The organism is Tenebrionibacter intestinalis, assembly GCF_016632365.1.
In the GTDB taxonomy this organism is placed as follows: Bacteria; Pseudomonadota; Gammaproteobacteria; order Enterobacterales; family Enterobacteriaceae; genus Tenebrionibacter; species Tenebrionibacter intestinalis.
In genome coordinates this window covers 1-21,804 of the sequence record NZ_JAEPBH010000053.1, presented here as the reverse complement: position 1 = coordinate 21,804, position 21,804 = coordinate 1, and the positions used below count along the sequence as shown (strand labels likewise).

Sequence of the window (21,804 nt, the reverse complement as noted above, 5' to 3'; positions counted from 1 at the left end):
GCCGCTATCGCCCGCGCCAAAGCCCGCAAGGCGGCGCAGACCGTAACGCATGAGGAATAAATGGTTTTCAGAATCGCAAGCTCCCCCTATACCCACAATCAGCGTCAGACATCCCGAATCATGATGCTGGTAACGCTGGCTGCCGTGCCGGGTATCGCCGTGCAAATCAGCTTCTTTGGCTGGGGTACCCTGATTCAGTTGCTGTGTGGCGTGTTGAGCGCCGTTGCTGGCGAGGCGCTGGCGCTAAAGTTACGCAGGCAGCCTGTGACTGCCGTACTCAGCGATAACTCCGCATTACTTACAGGCCTGTTGCTTGCTATCAGCATTCCGCCGCTGTCGCCCTGGTGGATGGTGGTGCTCGGCACCGCGTTCGCGGTAATTATCGCGAAACAACTGTACGGCGGGCTGGGAAATAACCCCTTTAACCCGGCTATGATCGGCTACGTGGTCCTGCTGATATCCTTTCCGGTACAGATGACCAGTTGGTTACCGCCGCAACCGCTGGCGGCCGCTACACCCGGCTTTCTCGACACGCTGAGCATCATTTTTACTGGTAAAACCCCGGACGGCTTCGCGATGAACACGCTGCGCATGGGCATAGACGGTATCAGCCAGGCCACGCCGCTGGATACCTTCAAAACCGGCCTGCACGCAGGTCGCTCAGCGGCGCAACTGATGCAGGCGCCGATTTACGGCGGCCCACTGGCGGGTATCGGCTGGCAGTGGGTTAACCTCGCCTACCTTGCCGGCGGCGCATTTCTGCTGTGGCGCGGGGCTATTCGCTGGCACATACCGCTGGCGTTTCTCGCTTCGCTTCTCCTGTGCGCAACGCTCGGCTGGCTTTTGGCGCCTCAGAGCTGCGCTTCACCGCTGCTTCATCTGTTTTCCGGCGCAACCATGCTCGGCGCCTTCTTTATTCTGACCGATCCGGTAACCGCCTCCACCACCAACCGTGGCCGCCTGCTTTTTGGCGCGCTGGCAGGGTTGCTGGTATGGCTGATTCGAACCTGGGGCGGTTATCCGGACAGCGTCGCCTTTGCCGTGCTGTTGGCTAACATCACCGTACCGCTGATTGATTACTATACTCGCCCGCGGGCTTACGGGCACCGCTAAGGAGAGGCTGATGCTAAAAACGCTTCGCAAACACGGCGTCACGCTGGCGGTATTCGCCGCACTGACGACCGCGTTAACCGCCGTTGTCAATGAAATGACGAAAAGCACCATTGCTCAACAAAGCGCGCTACAACAAAAGCAATTATTTGATCAGGTACTTGCGCCAGACACTTACGACAACGACCCGCAGCAGAGCTGTTTTATCGTAACGGCCCCGCAGCTCGGCGCCGGTGAGCACCGCGTGTATATGGCGCGTAAAGGCAAACAGTTAACCGGTGTTGTACTGGAGGCAACCGCGCCAGATGGTTATTCAGGCGCAATCCAGCTACTCGTCGGCGCTAACTTTAGCGGCACCATACAGGGCGCACGCGTAACCGGGCATCATGAAACGCCGGGGCTGGGCGACAAAATCGAGTTGCGCATAAGCGACTGGATCACTCGCTTTAGCGGCCAGCGCATCAACAGCGCCAGCGATCCCAACTGGGCGGTAAAGAAAGACGGCGGCCAGTTCGATCAGTTTACCGGCGCCACTATTACACCGCGCGCCGTGATAAACGCCATAAAACGTGCAGGGCTGTACGCGCAGACACTGCCAGCACAAGCCGGCACGCTAACAGCCTGCGGAGGACGTAATTTATGAGCATCAGGCAGATTTTTATTGACGGGCTGTGGAAAAATAACTCCGCTCTGGTGCAACTTTTGGGTATGTGTCCCCTGCTGGCGGTCACGTCCACCGCAACCAATGCGCTTGGCCTCGGCCTTGCCACTACGCTTGTACTGACGCTGACTAACCTGTCGGTTTCCGCATTCCGCCGCTGGATGCCGCCTGCGGTACGCATTCCCATTTATGTGATGATCATTGCCGCAGTAGTCAGCGTGGTACAGATGCTTATCAACGCCTACGCGTTCGGGCTGTATCAATCGCTTGGCATTTTTATCCCGCTTATCGTTACTAACTGTATCGTAGTAGGGCGCGCCGAAGCTTTCGCTGCGAAAAACGGCATGCTGCATTCGGCGCTTGACGGGCTGGCTATTGGACTGGGTGCGACCTGCGCAATGTTTGTGCTCGGTTCGCTGCGCGAGATACTGGGCAATGGTACGCTGTTTGACGGTGCGGATCTGCTGCTCGGCGAGTGGGCCGGGGTACTGCGCGTGGAAGTATTCCACACAGACACCCCCTTTCTGCTGGCAATGCTGCCGCCTGGAGCATTTATCGGGCTTGGCATGCTGCTGGCGATCAAATATCTGATTGACGAAAAAATGAAAGCAACGCGCGCAGCCAGGCGTACAGACAGCGCTAAAAGGAACCCTGAGAAAGTATTATGAATAAGGCAAAAAGGCTGGAAATCCTCACCCGTCTGCGTAATAACAACCCGCATCCTACCACCGAATTAAATTTCAGTTCGCCGTTTGAACTGCTGATTGCGGTGCTGCTGTCGGCGCAGGCGACGGACGTTAGCGTTAACAAGGCGACCGCAAAACTCTATCCCGTTGCCAGTACGCCACAGGCCATGCTGGCGCTGGGCGTCGACGGCATCAGGACATATATTAAAACTATCGGCCTGTTTAACAGCAAGGCCGAAAATGTGATTAAAACCTGCCGCATCCTGATTGAGCAACACGGTGGAGAAGTGCCGGAAAACAGAGCTGCGCTGGAAGCGCTGCCAGGCGTGGGGCGTAAGACCGCCAACGTCGTGCTTAACACGGCCTTTGGCTGGCCGACTATTGCCGTGGATACGCATATTTTTCGCGTCTGTAACCGCACCAACTTCGCGCCAGGAAAAAACGTTGAGCAGGTTGAAGAAAAATTGCTAAAAGTCGTCCCCGCTGAATTTAAAGTAGACTGCCACCACTGGTTGATTTTGCATGGCCGCTATACCTGCATCGCCCGCAAACCGCGCTGCGGTTCCTGCCTGATTGAAGACCTCTGCGAATATAAAGAAAAGGTGGATGTTTAACCCTCCCGCTTCTCCCTGTCCATACAAGGGAGCGGCGACGCCACACGCGTTATAAAAACCAGTAACGCATGTGCAAAACAAAGCAGCGGCATTTTTTCTGTGGAGATAAAGCGCTTCAGGTGGCCAAAACGCCCTTTTCCACAGGAAATTTCTGAAGATTTGCCGCGCGATCGTCTTTATAACATTTTGTTAAATTTCTCCGTTACTTCTGAATATAACCAATTGTTTTTTATATACAAAACACCATGAAAGCATACTACAACACTGGTTTTTTGAAAATTTCCAGTCAATTAAACCAAATTAAATGCAAAACACAGGATGTATGTTCATTAGCGATTAAAAAAACACATTAATGAGATAAAAATTCAACAGATATGCATAATATAAAATTAATCACCAGGTAACATTTAATGTTACTGGCGATTATTCCGACATATTCAAATGTAACCAGATATATCAAAAGCCTTGCCTGATGCCTCAGGATAAGGAACATTACCCGCCGTTTCTCCTTACAGATATAACTATAAGCAGCGCCTGACAGTTAGCTGCACAGTATCGCCCGTTCAACCGGGATGCAAAACAATGAGGTATATGTGTCAACTGCAAACAACAAACCAACAGAAGACATCAGTCTTAACGTTTTCAAACAGCCAAAATCGTTCTATCTGATTTTCTCCATTGAATTATGGGAACGCTTTGGCTTCTATGGCCTACAGGGCATCATGGCGGTCTACCTGGTTAAACAGTTAGGCATGTCTGAAGCCGAATCTATGACGCTTTTCGCCTCCTTCAGCGCCCTGGTTTATGGCCTGGTTGCCGTTGGCGGCTGGCTGGGCGATAAAGTACTGGGGACCAAACGCGTTATTTTACTCGGCGCTATTGTGCTGGCGATAGGTTACGCGCTGGTGGCCTGGTCCGGACACGACGCCGCCATAGTCTACATTGGTATGGCGACTATCGCTGTGGGTAACGGCCTGTTCAAGGCGAATCCGTCTTCCCTGCTGTCTACCTGCTATGCAAAAGACGATCCGCGTCTGGACGGTGCATTTACTATGTACTATATGTCCATCAACATCGGTTCATTTTTCTCTATGCTTGCCACGCCGTGGCTGGCTGCGCGTTTCGGCTGGAGCGTCGCTTTTGCCCTGAGCGTGGTAGGCATGCTGATTACTGTAGTGAACTTTATGTTCTGTCGCCACTGGGTGAAAGAGTATGGCTCGAAGCCAGATTTCGCCCCGCTACACTTCGGTAAGCTGCTGGCGACCATAGTCGGTATCGTTATTGTCGTCGCCCTCGCGACCTGGCTGCTACACCATCAGGATATTGCGCGTATGGCGCTGGGCATCATCGTGCTGGGCATTGTGGCAATCTTTGCCAAAGAAACCTTCGCAATGCACGGCGCTGCCCGTCGCAAGATGATTGTCGCCTTCGTACTGATGTTACAGGCTATCGTTTTCTTTGTGCTGTATAACCAGATGCCGACCTCGCTGAACTTCTTTGCTATTCGCAACGTAGAACACGCTATCCTCGGTCTCGCCTTTGAACCGGAGCAGTACCAGGCGCTGAACCCATTCTGGATTATGGTTGCAAGCCCCATTCTGGCCGCTATCTATAACAAAATGGGTGACCGCCTGCCGATGCCGCATAAGTTCGCCTTTGGTATGGTGTTGTGCTCCTGCGCCTTCCTGGTGCTGCCGCTGGGCGCAAAATTCGCTACCAGTACTGGTATCGTTTCCGTCAGTTGGCTTATCCTCAGCTACGCGCTGCAAAGCGTTGGCGAACTGATGATTTCCGGTCTTGGCCTGGCGATGGTGGCGCAACTGGTGCCGCAGCGTCTGATGGGCTTCATTATGGGTAGCTGGTTCCTGACTACCGCTGGCGCGGCCATTATCGCCGGTAAAGTGGCGAACCTGATGGCTGTGCCGGGAGACGTGACCGACCCGCTGGTTTCGTTAAAAGTGTACAGCCATGTGTTTATGCAGATCGGTATCGTAACCGCGATTATCGCAGTCATTATGATACTGACTGCGCCGCTGCTAAACCGCATGACCCGTAACGATAGCGCGCAGACGGACGAAAAAGCCGCCGTCTGAGTCTGCCGGCAGTGCTGCTCGCGTTGCGTGGGCAGCGTCAATAGTTGGCAAAGAGAGAAAACGTTTCTTTGCCCTCTTTTTTAATTACAGTTAAAAATCAACAACCTGATTTTTCTGTTTATTTTCCATTATTTCGGGCCGAAACCGCTCGGTTCGACCTTTGCAAACCGCTTCAGCCGCCCGCATTACGCGAGCGGCTTTTTTTTTAAGCGCTGGCGCACTACCATAAGTTAATATTTCGTCACTGCTGCAAGGAGATTACGATGAAACTGTATTACAGCCCCGGCGCCTGCTCTCTTTCTCCACATATTATCCTGCGTGAAAGCGGCCTCGACTTCAGCCTGGTAAAGGTTGATCTTGCCGCTAAACGCACCGAGCACGGCGATAATTTTCTCGACATTAACCCAAAAGGCCAGGTGCCAACGCTACAGTTGGACGACAGCACGCTGCTAACCGAAGGCGTGGCGATTGTGCAGTATATTGCTGATAGCGTACCCGATCGCCAGCTACTGGCCCCGGCGGGCAGCCTGACGCGCTATCACACTCTCGAATGGATGAATTATATCGCGACCGAGCTACATAAAGGGTTTACGCCGCTGTTTCGCGCCAATACTCCCGAGGAATACAAAACGCTTTCCCGCGAAACGCTGGAGCAAAAAATTCGCTACGTTGACGAAAAACTGAGCGACAACCCGTGGCTGATGGGAACGCGCTTTACCATTGCCGACGCCTATCTGTTCACCGTCTTACGCTGGGCGCAGGCGCTTAAGCTCGATATTAACGGGTTGAAAAATATCAAACGGTTTATGGCGCAGATGCAGGAAAGACCGGCGGTAAAAGCGGCAACGGCGGCGGAAGGTCTGTAATGCAATAAAATGTCCGCCGCGCAACAAGCGCGGCAGACATTACCGCATCCATGACAGGAATATTTTTTACACAGATGACAGCAACGTCGCTTCAAACCACTGCGGCGGGCTGGCAATACCGTCCTGCGCCGCTACAACCTGCAACTCATATTCGCCCATCTGGCGAGTAACGGTCATGATGGCATATACAGCAGCGGTGACATGCTCCAGCGCCGGTTTCGGCGCTTCGCCCTGCAGCAGTTTCACCAGCATCAGCCCACTGGTTACGTCGCCTACGCCTACCGGCTGACGTGAACCAAAATCGACCAGAGGCCGCGCAATATGCCAGGCATCCTCCGCCGTCACCAGCAGCATTTCAAAGCGATCCTGACGATAGCCCGCACGCGCCAGGTGTTTAACCAGCACCACGCGCGGCCCTTTAGCAATAAGCGCGCGCGCCGCCGACACGGCCTCCTGCGGCGAACTTACGGTACGCTCGCTGAGCATCTCCAGCTCCAGCAGGTTTGGAGCGATAATATCGCAGGCCGGCAGCGCATAACGCGCATGGAATGCCGCCACGCCGGGCGCCACGATACATCCCTTTTCAGGGTGGCCCATGACCGGATCGCAAAACCAGATGGCTTTTGGATTAGCCGCCTTAACTTTACGTACAATATCAAGTATATGTTCGCCCTGCTCTGCCGAGCCGAGGTACCCCGTTAATACCGCATCGCAGCGGTTAAGCTGGCCGATATTTTCAATGCCCTGAACAATGTCGCTCAAATGCGCCGGCGGCATAACGCACCCGGTCCACTGGCCGTATTGGGTGTGATTAGAAAACTGCACCGTATTAAGCGGCCAAACGTTGGCCCCCAGCCGCCGCACAGGAAATTCAGCAGCGCTGTTGCCCGCATGGCCAAACACCACATGGGACTGAATAGCGAGGATATTTTTCACGATGTTTACCAAAAGTAAAGAGCGAGGCATCGCCTGCGCCCTTTGAGGTTAAACGTTACTTCCAGCACACCAGGCAGTAGTTCTTCTTACCGCGACGCAAAAGCGTATAGCGGCCAAACAGACGGTCGGCGTCGCTAAAGGCATATTCCGGATCGCTTTGCTTTTCGCCATTAATCGTTATGGCATTCTGAGCAATAGCCTTACGCGCCTGACCGCGGGACGGCTGAAGCTCGGCGTCCACCAGCGCCTGTTGCAGGTCTGCGCCCTTTTGCAGCGTAATCATGGGCACGCCGTCCTGCGCCAGTTGAGCGAAATCGGCTTCAGTCAGCTCACTCAGGTTGCCGTTAAACAGGCTTGCGGTAATACGCTTCGCCGCCGCCAGCCCCTCTTCGCCGTGTACCAGGCGCGTAACCTCCTGCGCCAATACATACTGGGCGCGCGGCGCCGCAGCGCTGTTTCTGTCTTCGTCCTCCAGCGCATTGATATCCTCAAGGCTCATGAAGGTGAAGAACTTCAAAAAGCGGTATACGTCGGCGTCGGCGGTATTGATCCAGAACTGGTAGAACTTGAACGGGCTGGTTTTCTTCGGATCAAGCCATACCGCGCCGCCTTCGGTTTTCCCGAATTTGGTACCGTCTGCTTTTGTAATAAGCGGTACGGTCAGCCCCCATGTCTGGTTTTGATGCAGGCGGCGGGTCAGGTCTATGCCAGAAACAATATTTCCCCACTGATCGGAGCCGCCAATCTGAAGCACCACGCCATATTGTTTGTTCAGGCAGGCAAAATCGTAGCCCTGAAGCAGGTTATAAGAAAACTCAGTAAACGAGATCCCGACATCATCGCGATGCAGGCGTTGTTTAACCGCTTCTTTGTTAATCATCTGGTTAACAGAAAAGTGCTTGCCGATATCGCGCAGAAACGTCAGTACGTTCATACTGGCGAACCAGTCATAGTTGTTCGCCGCAACGGCTGCATTTTCACCGCAGTCAAAATCCAGAAACGGGGCCACCTGGCGGCGGATTTTCTCCACCCACTCCCGCACGGTATCTTCAGTATTTAATTTACGCTCAGTTGCCTTAAAGCTCGGATCGCCAATAAGGCCGGTTGCGCCGCCGACCAGCGCCACTGGCTTATGGCCGGCCTGCTGAAAGCGTTTAAGGCAGAGTAATGGAACCAGATGGCCCAAATGCAGGCTGTCGGCGGTGGGATCGAAACCGCAATAGAGGGCGATTGGCCCCTGCGCCAGTCGCTCTGCTAACGCTTCCACGTCCGTCACCTGGGCCACAAGGCCCCGCTCCTGCAATTGCTCAATCAGATTGCTCGCCATCTCATTCTCCATGTATAAATCGGTCTGCACCTTGGTCGGTACACGGCTTTTCGCAGGATCTGCGAATGTATATTCAGGGAGGCGATAGAATAAAGCGCCAGTCCTTGCAGCGCCAGCGCTTAGCACAACTATTTCACTCGCTTATGGGGCAAGTCTGTCGATTTTCCAACCATCCTGGTCGCGCTGGTACAAAAAACGGTCGTGGAGGCGGTTTTCACCGCCCTGCCAGAACTCCATCTGCTCAATACTGATGCGATAACCGCCCCAGAAGCTCGGAAGCGGCACCTCGCCCTGCATAAACTTATTTTTAATTTCCAGGAATTTGCTTTCCAGCACGCCGCGCGCGGAAATGCGGCTTGACTGTTTCGACACCCAGGCGCCAATCTGGCTGTCACGCGGGCGTGTGTGGAAATATTTCACCACATCCAGCGTAGAGAGACGTTCGGCGCGGCCCTGCACCATGACCTGACGCTCCAGCATATGCCAGGGGAAAAGCAGGCTCACGCAGGGGTTACCTTCAATATGGCGCGCCTTACGGCTGCCGAGATTGGTGTAAAACACCATGCCGCGCGCGTCGAAATGCTTAAGCAGTACGATACGCTGATAAGGCTGGCCCAGTTCGTCAACGGTGGCAACGACCATTGCCGTCGGATCGCTCAGGCGCGCTTCACACGCCTGTTTCAGCCAGCGTTCAAATAGCGCCAGCGGCGTATCGGTTAAGTCGCGGCGACGCAGGCCGCCTTTGGTGTATTCCCGGCGCAGGTGCGCAATATGCTGTAAATCTGGCGAATCCATCATTGGCTTACATTCATAAAGTCAGTGGGTAAAGCTATTGTGCGCCGCGCTCATGGAAATCTCAACGCTATGACGACTGACGTCGACAGTTGTTAAGCACCACGCGATCGTAGCGGTACACCGAGGCGCTGTCGCCTTTTTCCCAGAAAACATAAATACCATCGGTGTAACGCTCGCCCAATGCGGAAAGCCCCTGTTTCAGGGTCAGCGCGTTATTGTCATACACAAAGCTCACCTGCTGGCCGGCATTATCCCGCATTACCGTCAGCGGCTCTTCATCACACCGATACTGCAGCGTATCGGTATGCATTTTATTCATCATGATGCTATAGAGCGCATTAGAGTAGCTGCATCCCGTAAGCAACAGCGGCAGGGTCAGAGCAAGCATTTTTTTCATAGCGGATTCCTGAGATTTTCGTTTGGCAGGCAAACGGTGGCTTTCTTTCTGCCACAGAGTGTAAAACCTCAACGCCATCGCTAACGTCAGCAAACTCCGATTATAATATGCGCCTACAGCGCCAGGCGAAGCCCATCGCCCGGGAAAATAGCGCCCAGTATCGTCTCTTTTGACGCCCCCGTCACAGAAGGTAAATTGCCCGCCAGCCCGGAAAGGGTACGCGCCGCAAGCCAGGCAAAAGCCAGCGCTTCCATATCATCGCCGCTGATGCCCAGCGCATCGGTGCGCGAGACAACCGTGCCCGGCAGCAGCGCGGCCAGCCGCGCCATTAATAAGGGATTACGCGCTCCGCCCCCGCACACCAGCAGGCGATCGCAACTGCCTCCCAGTAGCACCTGCTCAGAAATAGTAACGGCCGTCAGTTCAACAAGCGTGGCCTGTACATCTTCCCCGGCCAGGCCCTGAAATGCCGCCAGATGACGTTCAAGCCAGGCATAATTGAAATATTCTCGCCCGGTGCTTTTAGGCGCAGGCGCCGTGAAATAGCGATCGCTAAGCATCTGCTGCAACAGCGGCAGCACGACGCGCCCGGCGCTTGCCCATTCGGCGTCGCGATCGTAAGCAAGCCCTTTCTGACGCCAGATCCAGGCATCAAGCAGCATATTGCCCGGCCCGGTATCAAAACCTTTAATCGGCTGGCCGGGGAACAGAAATGAAAGGTTGGAGATACCGCCGATATTTAGCACCATACGACGTTCTGTCGGATGCGCCAGCAGGGCGTGGTGAAACGCAGGCACCAGCGGCGCGCCCTGTCCGCCCAGCGCTATGTCCCGGCGGCGAAAATCCCCAACCACCGTTATGCCGGTATGCGCCGCAATCTGATTGTTATCCCCAATCTGCAGCGTATGGGGCGCTTCGCCTTGCGGTTCGTGCCATACCGTCTGCCCATGACAGCCGATGGCCACGATGTCGTGGGAGCCTAATTTTTCCTGTTTCATCAACCCCAGCACCGCTGCGGCGAACAACCGGCCAAGACGAGTATCAATGCGGCCAAGCTGTGACAACGTTAGCGTCTGCCCCTGGCAGATAGCCAAAATATCCTGCTTTAGCTGCGCGGGCACAGGGTGTGAATAACTGGCCTGCTGCACGACCCCGCTGCCATCAATGGATGCAAGCACCACATCCACACCGTCCAGACTGGTCCCGGACATCACTCCAATATAGCGACCCGCTCTCATCCGCAGCTCCTTCTTTCCCGTCAGAAATGGCTTTATTCGCCCGTAAGACACCGGCCGAGTCTATTATTTCGTAATAAAGTTAAAAAAAACCAGAGTAATATCCCGTTAATACGTGTCAAACAGACGGCAACCGCTGATTTTTATTTGCGGCGGCATGCAGCGGGGTAGATTCTTACCCTTTTCATGCTGTTTATAACCGAAATAACATGAAACTTTGCCGTTACATGCCATATAATTTCATTTATCTGTGAATGAATGCCCGCCTGGGTGTTTAGTTGTGAACAAGGAGATTCATAAAATGCTTTCACGTGTACTGATCGTTTCTCTGGTAGGCCTAACGCTGGTGGGCTGCGCGAATACGAGCACGCTTTCCGGCGACGTCTACAGCGCCTCTGAGGCCAAGCAGGTGCAAAATGTCACTTACGGTACCATTGTTAGCGTCCGGCCGGTAAAAATTCAGGCCGGTAATGATGAAAACATTATTGGTGCGATCGGCGGTGCGGTACTGGGCGGATTTTTGGGTAATACCATCGGCGGCGGCACCGGACGGTCGCTGGCAACCGCAGCAGGCGCTGTTGCTGGCGGCGTAGCCGGTCAGCAGGTCCAGGGCGCGATAAACAAAACGCAGGGCGTCGAACTGGAAATCCGCAAAGACGACGGCAACACCATTATGGTGGTACAAAAACAGGGCAGCTCCCGCTTCTACGCAGGCCAGCGAGTCTCCCTTGCCAGCAATGGCAGACAGGTGACCGTTTCTCCGCGATAAACTATCCGGCGGCGCCATATGGGGCGCCGCCAGTCTTCGCACGCTTTTTTATCCTCGCCTGTTTCACCATCCAATCCGCTTTCGATAACGCACGCGATGCGGTTACCGTCGCAGGACGGTTGTGCGGCCTTAACAAAAAAGCATGGGCGCCTCGCCGTTTGTTAAGTGATAAAACCGACGTTAATCCAGTGACTGGAGCTGAATAATATTTTGCTCCAGGCGAGAAATCAGGCTAATGAGTAGTTTTTCCTCTTCAGAAGTAATGCCCGCCAGGATTTCACGGCGCGTCTGGATAATAACCTCTTCCATTTTATCAATCAGCGGCCCGGCCTTTTGAGTAAGCGTGATGCGCTTGGCCCTGCGATCGTTGGCACAGGTCTGGCGAGAAATCAGCTCTTTATCTTCTAACTGATCGAGCGTACGCACCAGCGAGGGCTGCTCAATACCTATCGCCCTGGCCAGTTGTATTTGTGACTGTTCAGGCGGTAGCTGGTGAATATTATGCAGCGTCACCCAATGGGTCTGCGTAAGCCCCAACGGCTTCAGGCGATGATCGATCAGCGCACGCCAGATACGCACCAGCCGTGACAAATCTGATCCCAGTGGCGATTCCAATTTCATCTCCTTATAATTAGCTTGCTAAGTTATTATAGCCACATTAAACTGCGTATGCCAGAGTAGCAATGCTGACAACCCCTTACGCTTTTATAGCGCTCATTTCAGCATTCAATGCACAATTCAAATAATCATGCATCAGAAAACGGTTGTCATGTTACTTATATTAAAGGATTATTTCACATGAGCGCTCTGTTTTTTCCTTCAGGAATGCCGCTTCAGGATTTAATTTTTGGCGCCGGCATCTATTTCCCCCCTCTTTTTAAAGCCGTTTTCATCGGCGTCTTTGTCTGGATGGCGGCCCATCGTTTGCTGCGCGACTGGATATATTCAGGTGAAATTTGGCACCCAACGCTGATGGATTTATCCTTATTCGCTTTGTCTGTCTGTTTTGGGCTGCTCCTGCTGGCGATCTGGTAATTTATGAACCTGAAAACACTAAAATATTTTTCCACGCTTATTATACTGGCGCTGGCATTAATCGCAGGCTGGCTGGTGTGGAATTTCTACATGCAATCGCCCTGGACGCGCGACGGAAAAGTGCGCGCCGAGCAGGTCGGCATTACGCCACAGGTTTCGGGCGCCATCTCCCAACTGAAGGTTGAGGATAACCAGTTTGTTAAAGCGGGTGAAGTGCTGTTCCAGATAGACAACACGCCGTTTCACATTGCCGTACTCAACGCCGAAGCCCGGCTGGCGAAAGCGCAGTCAGATCTTGCAAAAGCCAGTAACGAAGCAAATCGCCGCCATCGCCTGCCGGGCAATTATATCTCCAGAGAGGATATGGAGAGCGCCGACCTGAACGCAAAAGCAATGCAGGCGAGCGTTAAAGCAGCCCGGGCATCGCTGGCGCAGGCACGCTGGCAGCTTGAACAAACCACTGTGCGAGCGCCGGTGGACGGCTGGATCACCAATCTTTCAACTCGCCCGGGCAGCTACGCCACCAGCGGTAAACCGGTATTCGCACTGGTGGACAGCCGCTCATTTTATGTGGTGGGATATTTCGAAGAAACGAAATTGCGCAATATTAAGCCGGGCGATAGCGCCACCATTACGCTCTATAGCAATCACGTTACGTTGCAGGGTAGAGTAGCCCGCATTGGACGAGCCATTTACGATCAGAGCGTGGAGACCGACAGCGGGCTGGTTGCGGACATCAAACCGAATGTCCCCTGGGTAAGGCTGGCGCAACGCGTGCCGGTGCGCATTGCGCTTACAGCGATTCCGGCAGACGTCACGCTGGTTTCAGGCACAACCTGCACCGTATCCATTCAGCACTGATAGCAATATGAATTTAAGTTTGCCTGAATGGCGCAATACCCCCTGGGGAAAAGCAACAGACGGCCAATGGCGCTACGCGCTGCGCAACAGTATTGCAATGTGCCTGGCGCTCAGCATTGCTTACGCGCTCAATCTGGATGAGCCTTACTGGGCGATGACGTCTGCTGCAGTGGTAAGCTTCCCTACTGTTGGCGGCGTTATTAGTAAAAGCCTGGGGCGTATCGCCGGTAGCGTTATCGGCGCCGCCGCTTCGCTGATTATCACCGGTCATACGCTCAACGATCCGTGGCTTTTTACCTTTTCTATGGCCAGTTGGCTGGCGCTCTGTACCTGGGTCTCCAGCCAGTATCAGAATAATGTCGCCTATGGGTTCGCGCTGGCGGGCTATACCGCCGCCATCATTGCCTTTACTGCAATCAATACCACAGACACGACCGAGCTGTGGAATATAGCTCAGGCACGCGTCTGTGAAGTTATTGTCGGTATCCTGTGCGGCGGCTTGTTGATGATGATACTGCCCAGCACATCGGACGGCGCGGCTTTGCTCAGCGCGCTAAAAAACATGCATGCCCGGCTGCTGGAGCATGCGAACCTGTTGTGGAAGCCGCAGGCGAGTGAAGACATTCGCACCGCCCACGAAAGCGTTATCGGTCAAATTTTGACAATGAATCTGCTGCGTATCCAGGCCTTCTGGAGCCACTACCGCTTTCGCCAGCAAAATGCTCTGCTGAACTACCTGCTGCATCAGCAGTTGCGCCTGACGAGCGTAATTTCCAGCCTGCGCCGCATGTTGCTTAACTGGCCCGATGCGCCAGCCCATCTCTGGCCTGTGCTGGAAACATTGCTAAGCGAACTGGCAAAGCCGCAGGCCGACAAATACAGCGTGGCGCGCCTGCTGCAAAAAATGGTGCCGGATAATGACAACGACTATCGGCACCGGGCATTCTGGCTGCGGCTGCGCTATTTTTGCTGGCTTTATCTCAACGCCAGCCGCTGGCTGCGCCAGTTAGAAACCGCCTCCCCCCTACATCAAATCGCCCCGCCCGGCGCGCCATCGCTTGCACGTTATACTGACAACGCGGAAAATAGCTGGAGCGCATTTCGCACCTTTTGTGTGATTATATTGACCGGCGCCTGGTGCATTGCCACATCGTGGCAGTCCGGCAGCGCCGCGATGTCGCTTGCTGCTATCGCCTGCGTACTTTATTCTTCATCGGCCTCACCGCTTGGCTCAGTAAACCTGCTGCTGCGCACACTGCTGCTGCTGTCGCTGTTCAGCTTCGTGGTTAAGTTTGGTTTGATGGTGCAACTCACCGAACTATGGCAATTTCTGCTTTTCCTGCTCCCACTGCTGATTACTTTGCATCTGATGAAATTGCAGCAAAAAGCACTGGCCGGGCAGTGGGGGCAATTGATTGTTTTTATGGGATCGTTTATCGCAGTTACCAACCCGCCAACGTATAATTTCGCAGATTTCCTTAACAACAATCTGGCAAAAGTTGTCGGCGTGTCCCTGTGCTGGGTGGCTTTTTCCATTCTGCGCCCCAGCTCCGATAAACGCAAAAGCCGCCGCCATATCCGCGCCCTGCGCCACGGGTTTAACGATCAGCTAAGCCGCCGTCCACAGCATAGCGAAGGCGAGTTTGAATCGCTGGTTTACCATCACATTAGCCAGCTTAGCAACAGCCGGGATGCGCTTTCACGCCGCTGGTTGCTGCGATGGGGAGTGGTGCTGCTAAATTGCTCGCACGTGGTTTGGCAGCTCAGAGAATGGGAAACGCGCGCCGATCCGCTCTCACAGGTACGCGACGTATGCATTGCTGCCCTGCGTAACATCATAAGCGATCGCGGCGTGCGTCAAAAACCACTGGCCGAGTCACTCGCACAGTTGATGACAATATGCGATACGCTATCGCGCCACCCAGGCCCGGCTGCCCGCGAGCTGGCGGGCATCATCTGGCGGCTTTACTGTTCGCTGCAACAACTGGAGCAGGCCATTCCCGCTGATGATGCCGCACCGAAAAAACCTACTCGCGGATAACGCCGCAGGCGAAGCGCGCACCTCCGCCGCCAAGCGGTTTAGGATGATCGGCCATATTATCGCCGCCCGCGTGTACCATGATGGCAAGGCCTTTGATTTGGTCAATTTTTTTCAACCGCGGCGCGGTTACCGGCTGCGTGGCTTTACCGTCGGCGTTAACGGACAACACGGGCAAATCGCCCAGATGCCCGTTGCCATCAGGCCCCAGATGTTTACCGGTATTTTGCGGATCAAAATGTCCTCCCGCCGCGCCGGCTGCCACCGCTTTTCCATCGACGATAGCCGGTTCGCAACTGCCCTTCGCATGTATATGAAACCCGTGCTGGCCGGGCGGGAGCGCCCTGAGATCGGGGGTAAAGGTAAGCCCCTTATCCGTCTCCTCAATTTTTACCGTTCCAATCTCCTGCCCTACATTTTGCGCCGTAACAAGATTCAACTTTACTTCTTCACTCGCCGCCAGCGACGAGCCACAGAAAAAGATTAGAGCAATACCTGTTGATAGTCGTTTCATACTGATTTCCTGAGGTTAGTTTGCCCGTTAAGCTTATTACATAGCGGGCGCTTTTACCGTTCAGGCATGATGAAATATGACTCAGGGCACATCATAGCCCAGCGCCGCCTTACGAATGCGGAACCACTGCTGACGCGTCATATCCAGTTTGAGCGCGCCGATGGCGTTCAACACACGATCGATTTTACCGGAGCCAATCAACGCCAGCGGGCGTGAAGGCAGGCGCAACACCCACGCATAAACAACCTGCTCAATACTTGCTGCGCCCAGTTCCTGCGCCACAACCTGCAATTCCAGGCGCAACGCCGCGCAGCTATCGTCGCTGAATAACCGTCCACCGCCGAGACAGGACCAGGCCATAGGACGAATACGCAGTTGCTGAAGTTGATCGAGCGTGCCATCAAGCAATGTATCCTGCATTAACGGCGATATTTCTACCTGATTGGTAACAAGGGTAAACGGCAGGCGCGACTGAAGCAGCATAAACTGCGCAGGGGTAAAGTTAGAGACGCCAAAGTGCAACACTTTGCCGCTCTGGTGAAGTTTCAGGAACGCTTCGGCAACTTCATCGGCATCCATTAATGGATCCGGGCGATGAATAAGCAGCAGATCGAGGCGATCGGTAACAAGGTTTTTCAACGACTGTTCCGCGCTGCATATAATATGATCGCGCCCGGTGATATAGTGGCCAATGGCATGCTCAGGCTTCGCGCGCGTAGCAATACCGCACTTGCTGACTATCTGCATACGCTCGCGTAACTGCGGGGCCAGCCGTAGCGCTTCGCCAAAGGCTGCCTCGCATCGGTATTCACCATAAATATCAGCATGATCGACTGTCGTGATGCCCGCATCCAGATGTTGTTCAATAAAGCCCGCCAGCGCCTGCGGCGTCATGTTCCACTCCATCAGCCGCCAGTAGCCCATTACCATACGCGAGAATTCCGGGCCCTGCGGCGCCATCACAATACGTTCAACCATCGCTGTGCTTCCTCTTCCAGAAAATTTACAACGGAGTATAACGAGGTTGCACAATTAAAACAGCGAAGGCTGCTCCCCTTCTTGCGGGGCAGGCGGTTTGTGCGCGCGCAATTTGCGCAACTTGCGCTGACGGCACAGTCGCAAAACCTCCTGCTTTTGGGCGTTGCTTAGTTTTTGCCAGAGAAAACGTTCGTTACGGCTGCGCATACAGCCGAGACAATAGCCGCGCTCATCGCTCTGACACACGCCGCGACAGGGATCCGGGACAGGGAAAAATTCCAACTGCTCAGCCACGCTAATACCTCACTTAGCAAGGTTTAATTGCATTGAAGACTTTTCCAGAAAAGGTTGCAAGCGTGGCGGCCAAAAACTTTCCGCCCCCTTAAGGTTTCCTCACCTTAAGTACGCAAAATGAGCGCAGTTAACTGAACGCTCTTCTTATCCTGTATACCTCATAAAAAAGTTACAACGTAACCAAATGGGATTCACCCTTGCCGCGCGCGGCAAACTTTACGTTCATCAACGCGCTGTTTATTCACCGCTGCCGGCAGGTTATGGCCCGCGGCTGGCTGTTTGCCGCCTCTCGCGCATGGGTAGCGGTTTTCAGCGTCAACCCTCTTTTGCTGCTGTGTAAACCGCTGGCCGTTGTGCTTACTCCCGGTTTCGCAGACGCTAACTACGGAATGTACAGTTACAGCGTGGCGCGTCTTGCAGGTTAGCCTTTTGGATACCTCCGCCCGGGATAGCGCAACGGACTGGCTCACTTTCGCAAAAGCAGTATGCTGTACGATTGTCTGGTGGTAAAACTGTCCGCCAGGGTTTGCGATCTTTTCGAAGAAATGCGCACCAAACTGGACACTGGCGCAGGCCAGGTGATTTCGCTGCTGGCTACCCGCCCTCCCCCGGGACCGCGATGAAGCGCGCCGCCCTGTATTTTACGGCGATGCCGCTATTTATGCCCGGCGCCGCATGCGCTGTGGTTAGGCGCAAGCCTTCGGCCCAAAATTCTCCGTAGCGCGGGAAAGCACGCTGGCATGATTAAATATTCTTATCGCCACGCCCGCTGCCGGACAAGCGGGCTACGTTTAAGTCTGACAATATAAGACGACCGGTCTGTTAAGGAACCCTATGACGACACTGAAATTGTTTACACCGTTGCGTGCTGGAGACATTATCCTACCAAACCGCGTACTGATGGCGCCGCTGACGCGCCTGCGCAGTACAGAACCTGGCGATATCCCTACCCCGCTAATGGCCGAATATTACCGCCAGCGCGCAGGAGCAGGCTTGATTATCAGCGAAGCGACGCAGATTTCCGCACAGGCAAAAGGCTACGCCGGCGCCCCGGGGCTGTATAACCAGGCGCAAATCGCCGCCTGGCGTGACATTACCGATGCCGTACACGCCGAAAACGGCCATATAGCGGTTCAGTTGTGGCATACCGGCCGCATCTCTCACAGCAGCCTCCAGCCAGGCGGTCAGCCCCCTGTCGCGCCTTGCGCTATTCGCGCGCAAACCCGCACTACGCTGCGCGACGAACGCGGCAACGCCGTGCGTGTTGAAACCTCAACGCCGCGCGCGCTGGCGCGTAGCGAGATCCCTGGCATTGTTAACGATTTCCGCCAGGCAATACTCAATGCCCGCGAAGCCATATTCGATCTTGTGGAGCTGCATGCTGCGCACGGTTACCTGCTGCACCAGTTTCTGTCTCCGGCGTCCAACCAGCGCACGGACGACTACGGCGGCAGCATTGAAAACCGCTCGCGCCTGACGCTGGAAGTGGTGGATGCCGCCATCGCCGCCTGGCACGCAGGGCGTATCGGCATCCGTATCTCGCCGCTGGGGTCATTTAACGGGCTGGATAATGGCGAAGATCAGAAAGAAGCAGCACTGTGGCTGATTAACGAACTGGGCAAGCGCAATCTGGCCTATCTGCATATCTCCGAACCAGACTGGGCAGGCGGCCCCCCCTATTCGGAAGCTTTTCGCCAGCAGGTGCGCGAGCGCTTCAGCGGCGTAATTATTGGCGCTGGCGCCTATACGGCGGAAAAAGCAGAGCGGCTGATTGAAGCCGGTTACATCGATGCCGCCGCCTTTGGCCGCGACTATATCGCTAACCCGGATCTGGCCGAACGCCTGCGCCAGCATGCGCCTCTCAACCCGCAACGCCCGGAAAGTTTTTACGGCGGCGGCGCAGAAGGCTATACCGATTATCCTGCGCTATAAGCCAGTCTCATTGATAGCGGCGGCGTTTCGCCGCTATACTTTGCCCTGCATTTTAGCGATCCCCCTGAACTAACTTGTTCTGTTATGAGGAAATTATGCGCTTACTTCACACCATGCTGCGCGTTGGCGATCTGCAACGCTCAATTAACTTCTATACCCATGTGTTGGGCATGAAGCTGCTGCGCACCAGCGAAAACACGGAATATAAATACTCACTGGCGTTCGTGGGCTATGGCCCGGAAAGCGAAGAAGCGGTGATTGAACTGACTTACAACTGGGGCGTAGACAGCTACGATATGGGTAATGCCTATGGCCACATTGCCCTGAGCGTTGATAACGCCGCAGAGGCCTGCGAGCGCATTCGCCATAACGGCGGCAACGTCACCCGGGAAGCTGGCCCGGTGAAAGGCGGTAGTACAGTTATCGCGTTTGTGGAAGATCCCGACGGCTACAAAATCGAACTTATTGAAGCGAAAGATGCCGGCAAAGGCCTCGGCCACTGACAAACGCAGGGCCAAACGTCGTCGGCCCGAAATGCCAGTAAGTTAAATCAACATACTTATTTTCGGCTGATAAGCGATTGGGAGGACAAAACCCCCGGTTTTGTCCTCTTTGTTACTAAGCTCAGGGCGCATCCTCGCCCTGCCTGCTGCATCCGATTGTGAAATTTGCCATAATGCCCCTCGCTTTTTCCCGTAATTAAGAGACACCGATGTCCGATAATGCTCAACTTACCGGTCTGTGCGACCGTTTTCGCGGCTTTTATCCCGTCGTCATCGACGTGGAGACCGCCGGTTTTAATGCAAAAACCGATGCGCTGCTGGAAATTGCCGCCGTCACGCTCAAAATGGACGCCGAAGGCTGGCTGACGGCCGATGAGACGCTGCACTTTCACATAGAGCCATTTGAAGGCGCGGTGCTGCACCCGGAGGCGCTGGCGTTTAACGGTATCGATCCGGCTAATCCACTGCGTGGCGCGGTCAGCGAATATGATGCTCTACACACCATATTTAAAGTAGTACGCAAAGGAATTAAAGACAGCGGCTGTAATCGCGCTATCATGGTGGCGCACAATGCCACTTTCGATCACAGCTTTATGATGGCTGCTGCAGAACGTTCCGGCCTGAAACGTAATCCGTTTCATCCATTTGTTACCTTCGACACCGCCGCCCTGAGCGGGCTTGCGCTTGGGCAAACCGTGCTGGCTAAAGCCTGCATCGCTGCCGGTTTTCCATTTGACGCCAGCCAGGCGCACTCGGCGCTCTACGACACTGAACAAACCGCCCAGCTTTTCTGTGAAATCGTCAATCGCTGGAAACGTCTGGGCGGCTGGCCGCTACCGATACCCGAAGAGGCGTAACGCCGTGATGGTGGTCACAAAAAAGGCCCGGAAAGGGAACAGAAGATTGCTGACGCCCGCTAAAACCGGAAAAAGCGCAGGCGAAGCCAGGACAACGCGCCCGGGATGGCGGGCTGCGGCAAACAAGACAGCGCGTCGAGCCGGCCCCAGGCTGATGGCCAGGCAGGCGTGATGCGTTTGCGCTAACGCCGGCGTTTACAAAGCGGCCCGTTCACCTGAAATTACTTTTGTCATTGGTGAACGGAACACTCACTTAACCTTAAGTAACCGGCATTCGCCTTCAGGCCGCTTTTTGCGTTGCAGCAGTTTACTGCGCGTCGGTTTCCTGCGGCTTATGTTTCGCCGCGGTTTCTTTGATCAGCGTTTGCAACTCGCCACGCTGATACATTTCAATGATGATATCGCAACCGCCGACCAACTCGCCTTCCACCCACAACTGCGGAAAAGTCGGCCAGTTGGCATAGGCTGGCAGCTCGGCGCGAATATCCGGGTTTTGCAAAATATCAACATACGCGAAACGCTCGCCGCACGCGGCCAGCGCCTGAACCGCCTGAGCGGAGAAACCGCAGCTTGGCAGTTTCGGAGAGCCTTTCATGTATAACAGAATCGGGTTTTCACTAATCTGGCGCTCAATTTTTTCTATTGTGGTGCTCATTGCTTTGCTTCCTCAAACATGCTCGGGCATAGGTCGTACATTGTAGCCACTCTGGCGACGGGGGAAAATACCAGGTTTTGCAGGGTTAACCGGTATGCGCACGCAAGTAGCATAAAAATGCAAACAGAATAATATTTTTAGCGTTTCATCATGCAGGCGACGAATCAACCCACGTTTGTCTGGTTCTGTAACAAAAGCATATTACCGTGATAAAAATTCATGAATGGATGCCAGCCCCATTTTATTATTCGCGCATGATGCAAACCCTGCGCTGACAACAATACACAGTAAAAAGCCTTGTTCATAAAAGTCGCCTTGCGTAAAAAAATGCGAGGCGCACAGGATAAAATGCGCCAGTCCGGGCCAGTGGCCTGCGCAACGCTGCATGGCGGGGAGCTAAACAGACTAACCCGGCTGGAGCAACATTCTCAACGGCAAAACGAAGGCTTACGTACACAAGGAGTGTGAGTATCGGCACCGAATGCTATGGTAAATCCTGATGACATTTGCGGCGTTGGCCTGAGGCGATCAAACCGGCTTTATGTTTGATGAGAGGATTGGCAGTATAAGCGTGAGAGTTACCTCATGTTTTATATAGGGATTCAACGCGAGCCTGTCAGTAATTCTGTGTAACTGCCAATGTATTAA

General features: G+C 54.3%; 24 protein-coding genes. 14 read left to right on the top strand and 10 right to left on the bottom strand.

Features of this window, described 5'->3' with window-relative positions:
- Positions 1-60 precede the first annotated feature (60 nt).
- The 6 genes from rsxD (at position 61) to gstA (ending at position 6,030) form a co-directional block, all read left to right on the top strand.
- Positions 61-1,113, top strand: a complete 1,053-nt coding sequence (rsxD, locus tag JJB97_RS15940; RefSeq protein ID WP_238715059.1) for an electron transport complex subunit RsxD — start codon at positions 61-63, stop codon at positions 1,111-1,113.
- Positions 1,114-1,123: 10 nt separating this feature from the next.
- Entirely contained in the window at positions 1,124-1,753 is a 630-nt protein-coding gene (gene rsxG, locus JJB97_RS15935; protein ID WP_238715058.1) for an electron transport complex subunit RsxG, read from the top strand.
- The gene (locus JJB97_RS15930) at positions 1,750-2,439 is read left to right on the top strand and encodes an electron transport complex subunit E (RefSeq protein ID WP_238715056.1); all 690 of its coding nucleotides are present in this window, start codon (positions 1,750-1,752) and stop codon (positions 2,437-2,439) included. Before rsxG ends, JJB97_RS15930 begins: the two co-directional genes overlap by 4 nt.
- On the top strand, positions 2,436-3,071 hold the full coding sequence (gene nth, locus JJB97_RS15925; protein ID WP_238715054.1) for an endonuclease III: 636 nt from the start codon (positions 2,436-2,438) through the stop codon (positions 3,069-3,071). Before JJB97_RS15930 ends, nth begins: the two co-directional genes overlap by 4 nt.
- Before the next feature lie 593 nt (positions 3,072-3,664).
- Positions 3,665-5,164, top strand: coding sequence for a dipeptide/tripeptide permease DtpA (gene dtpA / locus JJB97_RS15920; RefSeq protein WP_238715053.1), 1,500 nt, complete (start codon positions 3,665-3,667; stop codon positions 5,162-5,164).
- Between the two features lie 263 nt (positions 5,165-5,427).
- Positions 5,428-6,030 carry a glutathione transferase GstA gene (gstA, locus tag JJB97_RS15915; protein WP_238715051.1) on the top strand — a complete coding sequence of 201 codons (603 nt, stop codon included), beginning with the start codon at positions 5,428-5,430 and terminating at the stop codon, positions 6,028-6,030.
- Between the two features lie 66 nt (positions 6,031-6,096).
- Here gstA and pdxY read toward each other — a convergent pair whose 3' ends face one another.
- The 5 genes from pdxY to anmK form a co-directional block, all read right to left on the bottom strand.
- On the bottom strand, positions 6,097-6,966 hold the full coding sequence (pdxY, locus tag JJB97_RS15910; protein ID WP_238715061.1) for a pyridoxal kinase PdxY: 870 nt from the start codon (positions 6,964-6,966) through the stop codon (positions 6,097-6,099).
- 55 nt (positions 6,967-7,021) lie between these two features.
- Positions 7,022-8,293: a tyrosine--tRNA ligase gene (tyrS, locus tag JJB97_RS15905; protein WP_238715049.1), complete on the bottom strand. Its 1,272-nt coding sequence runs from the start codon at positions 8,291-8,293 to the stop codon at positions 7,022-7,024.
- 141 nt (positions 8,294-8,434) lie between these two features.
- Positions 8,435-9,091 (bottom strand): pyridoxamine 5'-phosphate oxidase, encoded by a 657-nt coding sequence (gene pdxH, locus JJB97_RS15900; protein ID WP_238715047.1) that lies wholly within the window; start codon positions 9,089-9,091, stop codon positions 8,435-8,437.
- Between the two features lie 64 nt (positions 9,092-9,155).
- The gene (locus JJB97_RS15895; protein ID WP_238715046.1) at positions 9,156-9,485 is read right to left on the bottom strand and encodes an MliC family protein; all 330 of its coding nucleotides are present in this window, start codon (positions 9,483-9,485) and stop codon (positions 9,156-9,158) included.
- A 113-nt stretch (positions 9,486-9,598) separates the two neighbouring features.
- Positions 9,599-10,723: an anhydro-N-acetylmuramic acid kinase gene (gene anmK, locus JJB97_RS15890; protein ID WP_238715044.1), complete on the bottom strand. Its 1,125-nt coding sequence runs from the start codon at positions 10,721-10,723 to the stop codon at positions 9,599-9,601.
- A 298-nt stretch (positions 10,724-11,021) separates the two neighbouring features.
- On the opposite strand from anmK, the gene slyB reads away from it, so the two are divergent.
- On the top strand, positions 11,022-11,489 hold the full coding sequence (slyB, locus tag JJB97_RS15885) for an outer membrane lipoprotein SlyB (RefSeq protein WP_238715042.1): 468 nt from the start codon (positions 11,022-11,024) through the stop codon (positions 11,487-11,489).
- Between the two features lie 180 nt (positions 11,490-11,669).
- Here the strand turns inward: slyB and slyA are convergent, their stop codons facing one another.
- Positions 11,670-12,110: a transcriptional regulator SlyA gene (gene slyA / locus JJB97_RS15880; RefSeq protein ID WP_238715040.1), complete on the bottom strand. Its 441-nt coding sequence runs from the start codon at positions 12,108-12,110 to the stop codon at positions 11,670-11,672.
- A gap of 177 nt (positions 12,111-12,287) precedes the next feature.
- Here slyA and JJB97_RS15875 point away from each other — a divergent pair, with 177 nt between their 5' ends.
- The 3 genes from JJB97_RS15875 to JJB97_RS15865 are packed head-to-tail and all read left to right on the top strand — an operon-like array spanning position 12,288 to position 15,426.
- Positions 12,288-12,524, top strand: coding sequence for a DUF1656 domain-containing protein (locus JJB97_RS15875; protein ID WP_238715039.1), 237 nt, complete (start codon positions 12,288-12,290; stop codon positions 12,522-12,524).
- 3 nt (positions 12,525-12,527) lie between these two features.
- The gene (locus JJB97_RS15870; RefSeq protein WP_238715037.1) at positions 12,528-13,385 is read left to right on the top strand and encodes an efflux RND transporter periplasmic adaptor subunit; all 858 of its coding nucleotides are present in this window, start codon (positions 12,528-12,530) and stop codon (positions 13,383-13,385) included.
- A 7-nt stretch (positions 13,386-13,392) separates the two neighbouring features.
- The gene (locus tag JJB97_RS15865; RefSeq protein ID WP_238715036.1) at positions 13,393-15,426 is read left to right on the top strand and encodes an FUSC family protein; all 2,034 of its coding nucleotides are present in this window, start codon (positions 13,393-13,395) and stop codon (positions 15,424-15,426) included.
- On the opposite strand, the gene sodC is transcribed toward JJB97_RS15865, so the two are convergent.
- The 3 genes from sodC to JJB97_RS15850 form a co-directional block, all read right to left on the bottom strand.
- Positions 15,413-15,937: a superoxide dismutase [Cu-Zn] SodC gene (sodC, locus tag JJB97_RS15860; RefSeq protein WP_238715034.1), complete on the bottom strand. Its 525-nt coding sequence runs from the start codon at positions 15,935-15,937 to the stop codon at positions 15,413-15,415. The genes JJB97_RS15865 and sodC overlap by 14 nt on opposite strands.
- Before the next feature lie 81 nt (positions 15,938-16,018).
- Complete coding sequence (locus JJB97_RS15855; RefSeq protein WP_238715032.1) at positions 16,019-16,915, bottom strand: aldo/keto reductase; 897 nt, start codon at positions 16,913-16,915, stop codon at positions 16,019-16,021.
- Positions 16,916-16,969: 54 nt separating this feature from the next.
- Positions 16,970-17,209 carry a DUF1289 domain-containing protein gene (locus tag JJB97_RS15850; protein WP_238715030.1) on the bottom strand — a complete coding sequence of 80 codons (240 nt, stop codon included), beginning with the start codon at positions 17,207-17,209 and terminating at the stop codon, positions 16,970-16,972.
- Positions 17,210-17,406: 197 nt separating this feature from the next.
- On the opposite strand from JJB97_RS15850, the gene JJB97_RS15845 reads away from it, so the two are divergent.
- The 4 genes from JJB97_RS15845 (at position 17,407) to rnt (ending at position 20,501) form a co-directional block, all read left to right on the top strand.
- Positions 17,407-17,634: a hypothetical protein gene (locus JJB97_RS15845; RefSeq protein ID WP_238715029.1), complete on the top strand. Its 228-nt coding sequence runs from the start codon at positions 17,407-17,409 to the stop codon at positions 17,632-17,634.
- A 409-nt stretch (positions 17,635-18,043) separates the two neighbouring features.
- A complete protein-coding gene (nemA, locus tag JJB97_RS15840) occupies positions 18,044-19,141 on the top strand; it encodes an alkene reductase (protein WP_238715027.1) in 1,098 nt (365 codons plus the stop codon).
- A 95-nt stretch (positions 19,142-19,236) separates the two neighbouring features.
- Positions 19,237-19,644: a lactoylglutathione lyase gene (gene gloA / locus JJB97_RS15835; RefSeq protein ID WP_238715025.1), complete on the top strand. Its 408-nt coding sequence runs from the start codon at positions 19,237-19,239 to the stop codon at positions 19,642-19,644.
- A 209-nt stretch (positions 19,645-19,853) separates the two neighbouring features.
- Entirely contained in the window at positions 19,854-20,501 is a 648-nt protein-coding gene (gene rnt / locus JJB97_RS15830) for a ribonuclease T (protein WP_238715024.1), read from the top strand.
- Positions 20,502-20,808: 307 nt separating this feature from the next.
- Here rnt and JJB97_RS15825 read toward each other — a convergent pair whose 3' ends face one another.
- Complete coding sequence (locus tag JJB97_RS15825) at positions 20,809-21,156, bottom strand: Grx4 family monothiol glutaredoxin (protein WP_238715023.1); 348 nt, start codon at positions 21,154-21,156, stop codon at positions 20,809-20,811.
- Positions 21,157-21,804: the final 648 nt, after the last annotated feature.

Excerpts from the sequence above, each read along its gene's own strand:
- nth (WP_238715054.1), top strand. The coding sequence starts at position 2,436 with ATGAATAAGGCAAAAAGGCTGGAAATCCTCACCCGTCTGCGTAATAAC.
- JJB97_RS15825 (WP_238715023.1), bottom strand. The coding sequence starts at position 21,156 with ATGAGCACCACAATAGAAAAAATTGAGCGCCAGATTAGTGAAAACCCG.
- rsxD (WP_238715059.1), top strand. The coding sequence starts at position 61 with ATGGTTTTCAGAATCGCAAGCTCCCCCTATACCCACAATCAGCGTCAG.
- tyrS (WP_238715049.1), bottom strand. The coding sequence starts at position 8,293 with ATGGCGAGCAATCTGATTGAGCAATTGCAGGAGCGGGGCCTTGTGGCC.
- slyA (WP_238715040.1), bottom strand. The coding sequence starts at position 12,110 with ATGAAATTGGAATCGCCACTGGGATCAGATTTGTCACGGCTGGTGCGT.
- JJB97_RS15875 (WP_238715039.1), top strand. The coding sequence starts at position 12,288 with ATGAGCGCTCTGTTTTTTCCTTCAGGAATGCCGCTTCAGGATTTAATT.
- sodC (WP_238715034.1), bottom strand. The coding sequence starts at position 15,937 with ATGAAACGACTATCAACAGGTATTGCTCTAATCTTTTTCTGTGGCTCG.
- slyB (WP_238715042.1), top strand. The coding sequence starts at position 11,022 with ATGCTTTCACGTGTACTGATCGTTTCTCTGGTAGGCCTAACGCTGGTG.
- gstA (WP_238715051.1), top strand. The coding sequence starts at position 5,428 with ATGAAACTGTATTACAGCCCCGGCGCCTGCTCTCTTTCTCCACATATT.
- JJB97_RS15865 (WP_238715036.1), top strand. The coding sequence starts at position 13,393 with ATGAATTTAAGTTTGCCTGAATGGCGCAATACCCCCTGGGGAAAAGCA.
- rsxG (WP_238715058.1), top strand. The coding sequence starts at position 1,124 with ATGCTAAAAACGCTTCGCAAACACGGCGTCACGCTGGCGGTATTCGCC.
- JJB97_RS15930 (WP_238715056.1), top strand. The coding sequence starts at position 1,750 with ATGAGCATCAGGCAGATTTTTATTGACGGGCTGTGGAAAAATAACTCC.
- JJB97_RS15870 (WP_238715037.1), top strand. The coding sequence starts at position 12,528 with ATGAACCTGAAAACACTAAAATATTTTTCCACGCTTATTATACTGGCG.
- anmK (WP_238715044.1), bottom strand. The coding sequence starts at position 10,723 with ATGAGAGCGGGTCGCTATATTGGAGTGATGTCCGGGACCAGTCTGGAC.
- nemA (WP_238715027.1), top strand. The coding sequence starts at position 18,044 with ATGACGACACTGAAATTGTTTACACCGTTGCGTGCTGGAGACATTATC.
- JJB97_RS15895 (WP_238715046.1), bottom strand. The coding sequence starts at position 9,485 with ATGAAAAAAATGCTTGCTCTGACCCTGCCGCTGTTGCTTACGGGATGC.
- rnt (WP_238715024.1), top strand. The coding sequence starts at position 19,854 with ATGTCCGATAATGCTCAACTTACCGGTCTGTGCGACCGTTTTCGCGGC.
- pdxH (WP_238715047.1), bottom strand. The coding sequence starts at position 9,091 with ATGATGGATTCGCCAGATTTACAGCATATTGCGCACCTGCGCCGGGAA.
- gloA (WP_238715025.1), top strand. The coding sequence starts at position 19,237 with ATGCGCTTACTTCACACCATGCTGCGCGTTGGCGATCTGCAACGCTCA.
- JJB97_RS15855 (WP_238715032.1), bottom strand. The coding sequence starts at position 16,915 with ATGGTTGAACGTATTGTGATGGCGCCGCAGGGCCCGGAATTCTCGCGT.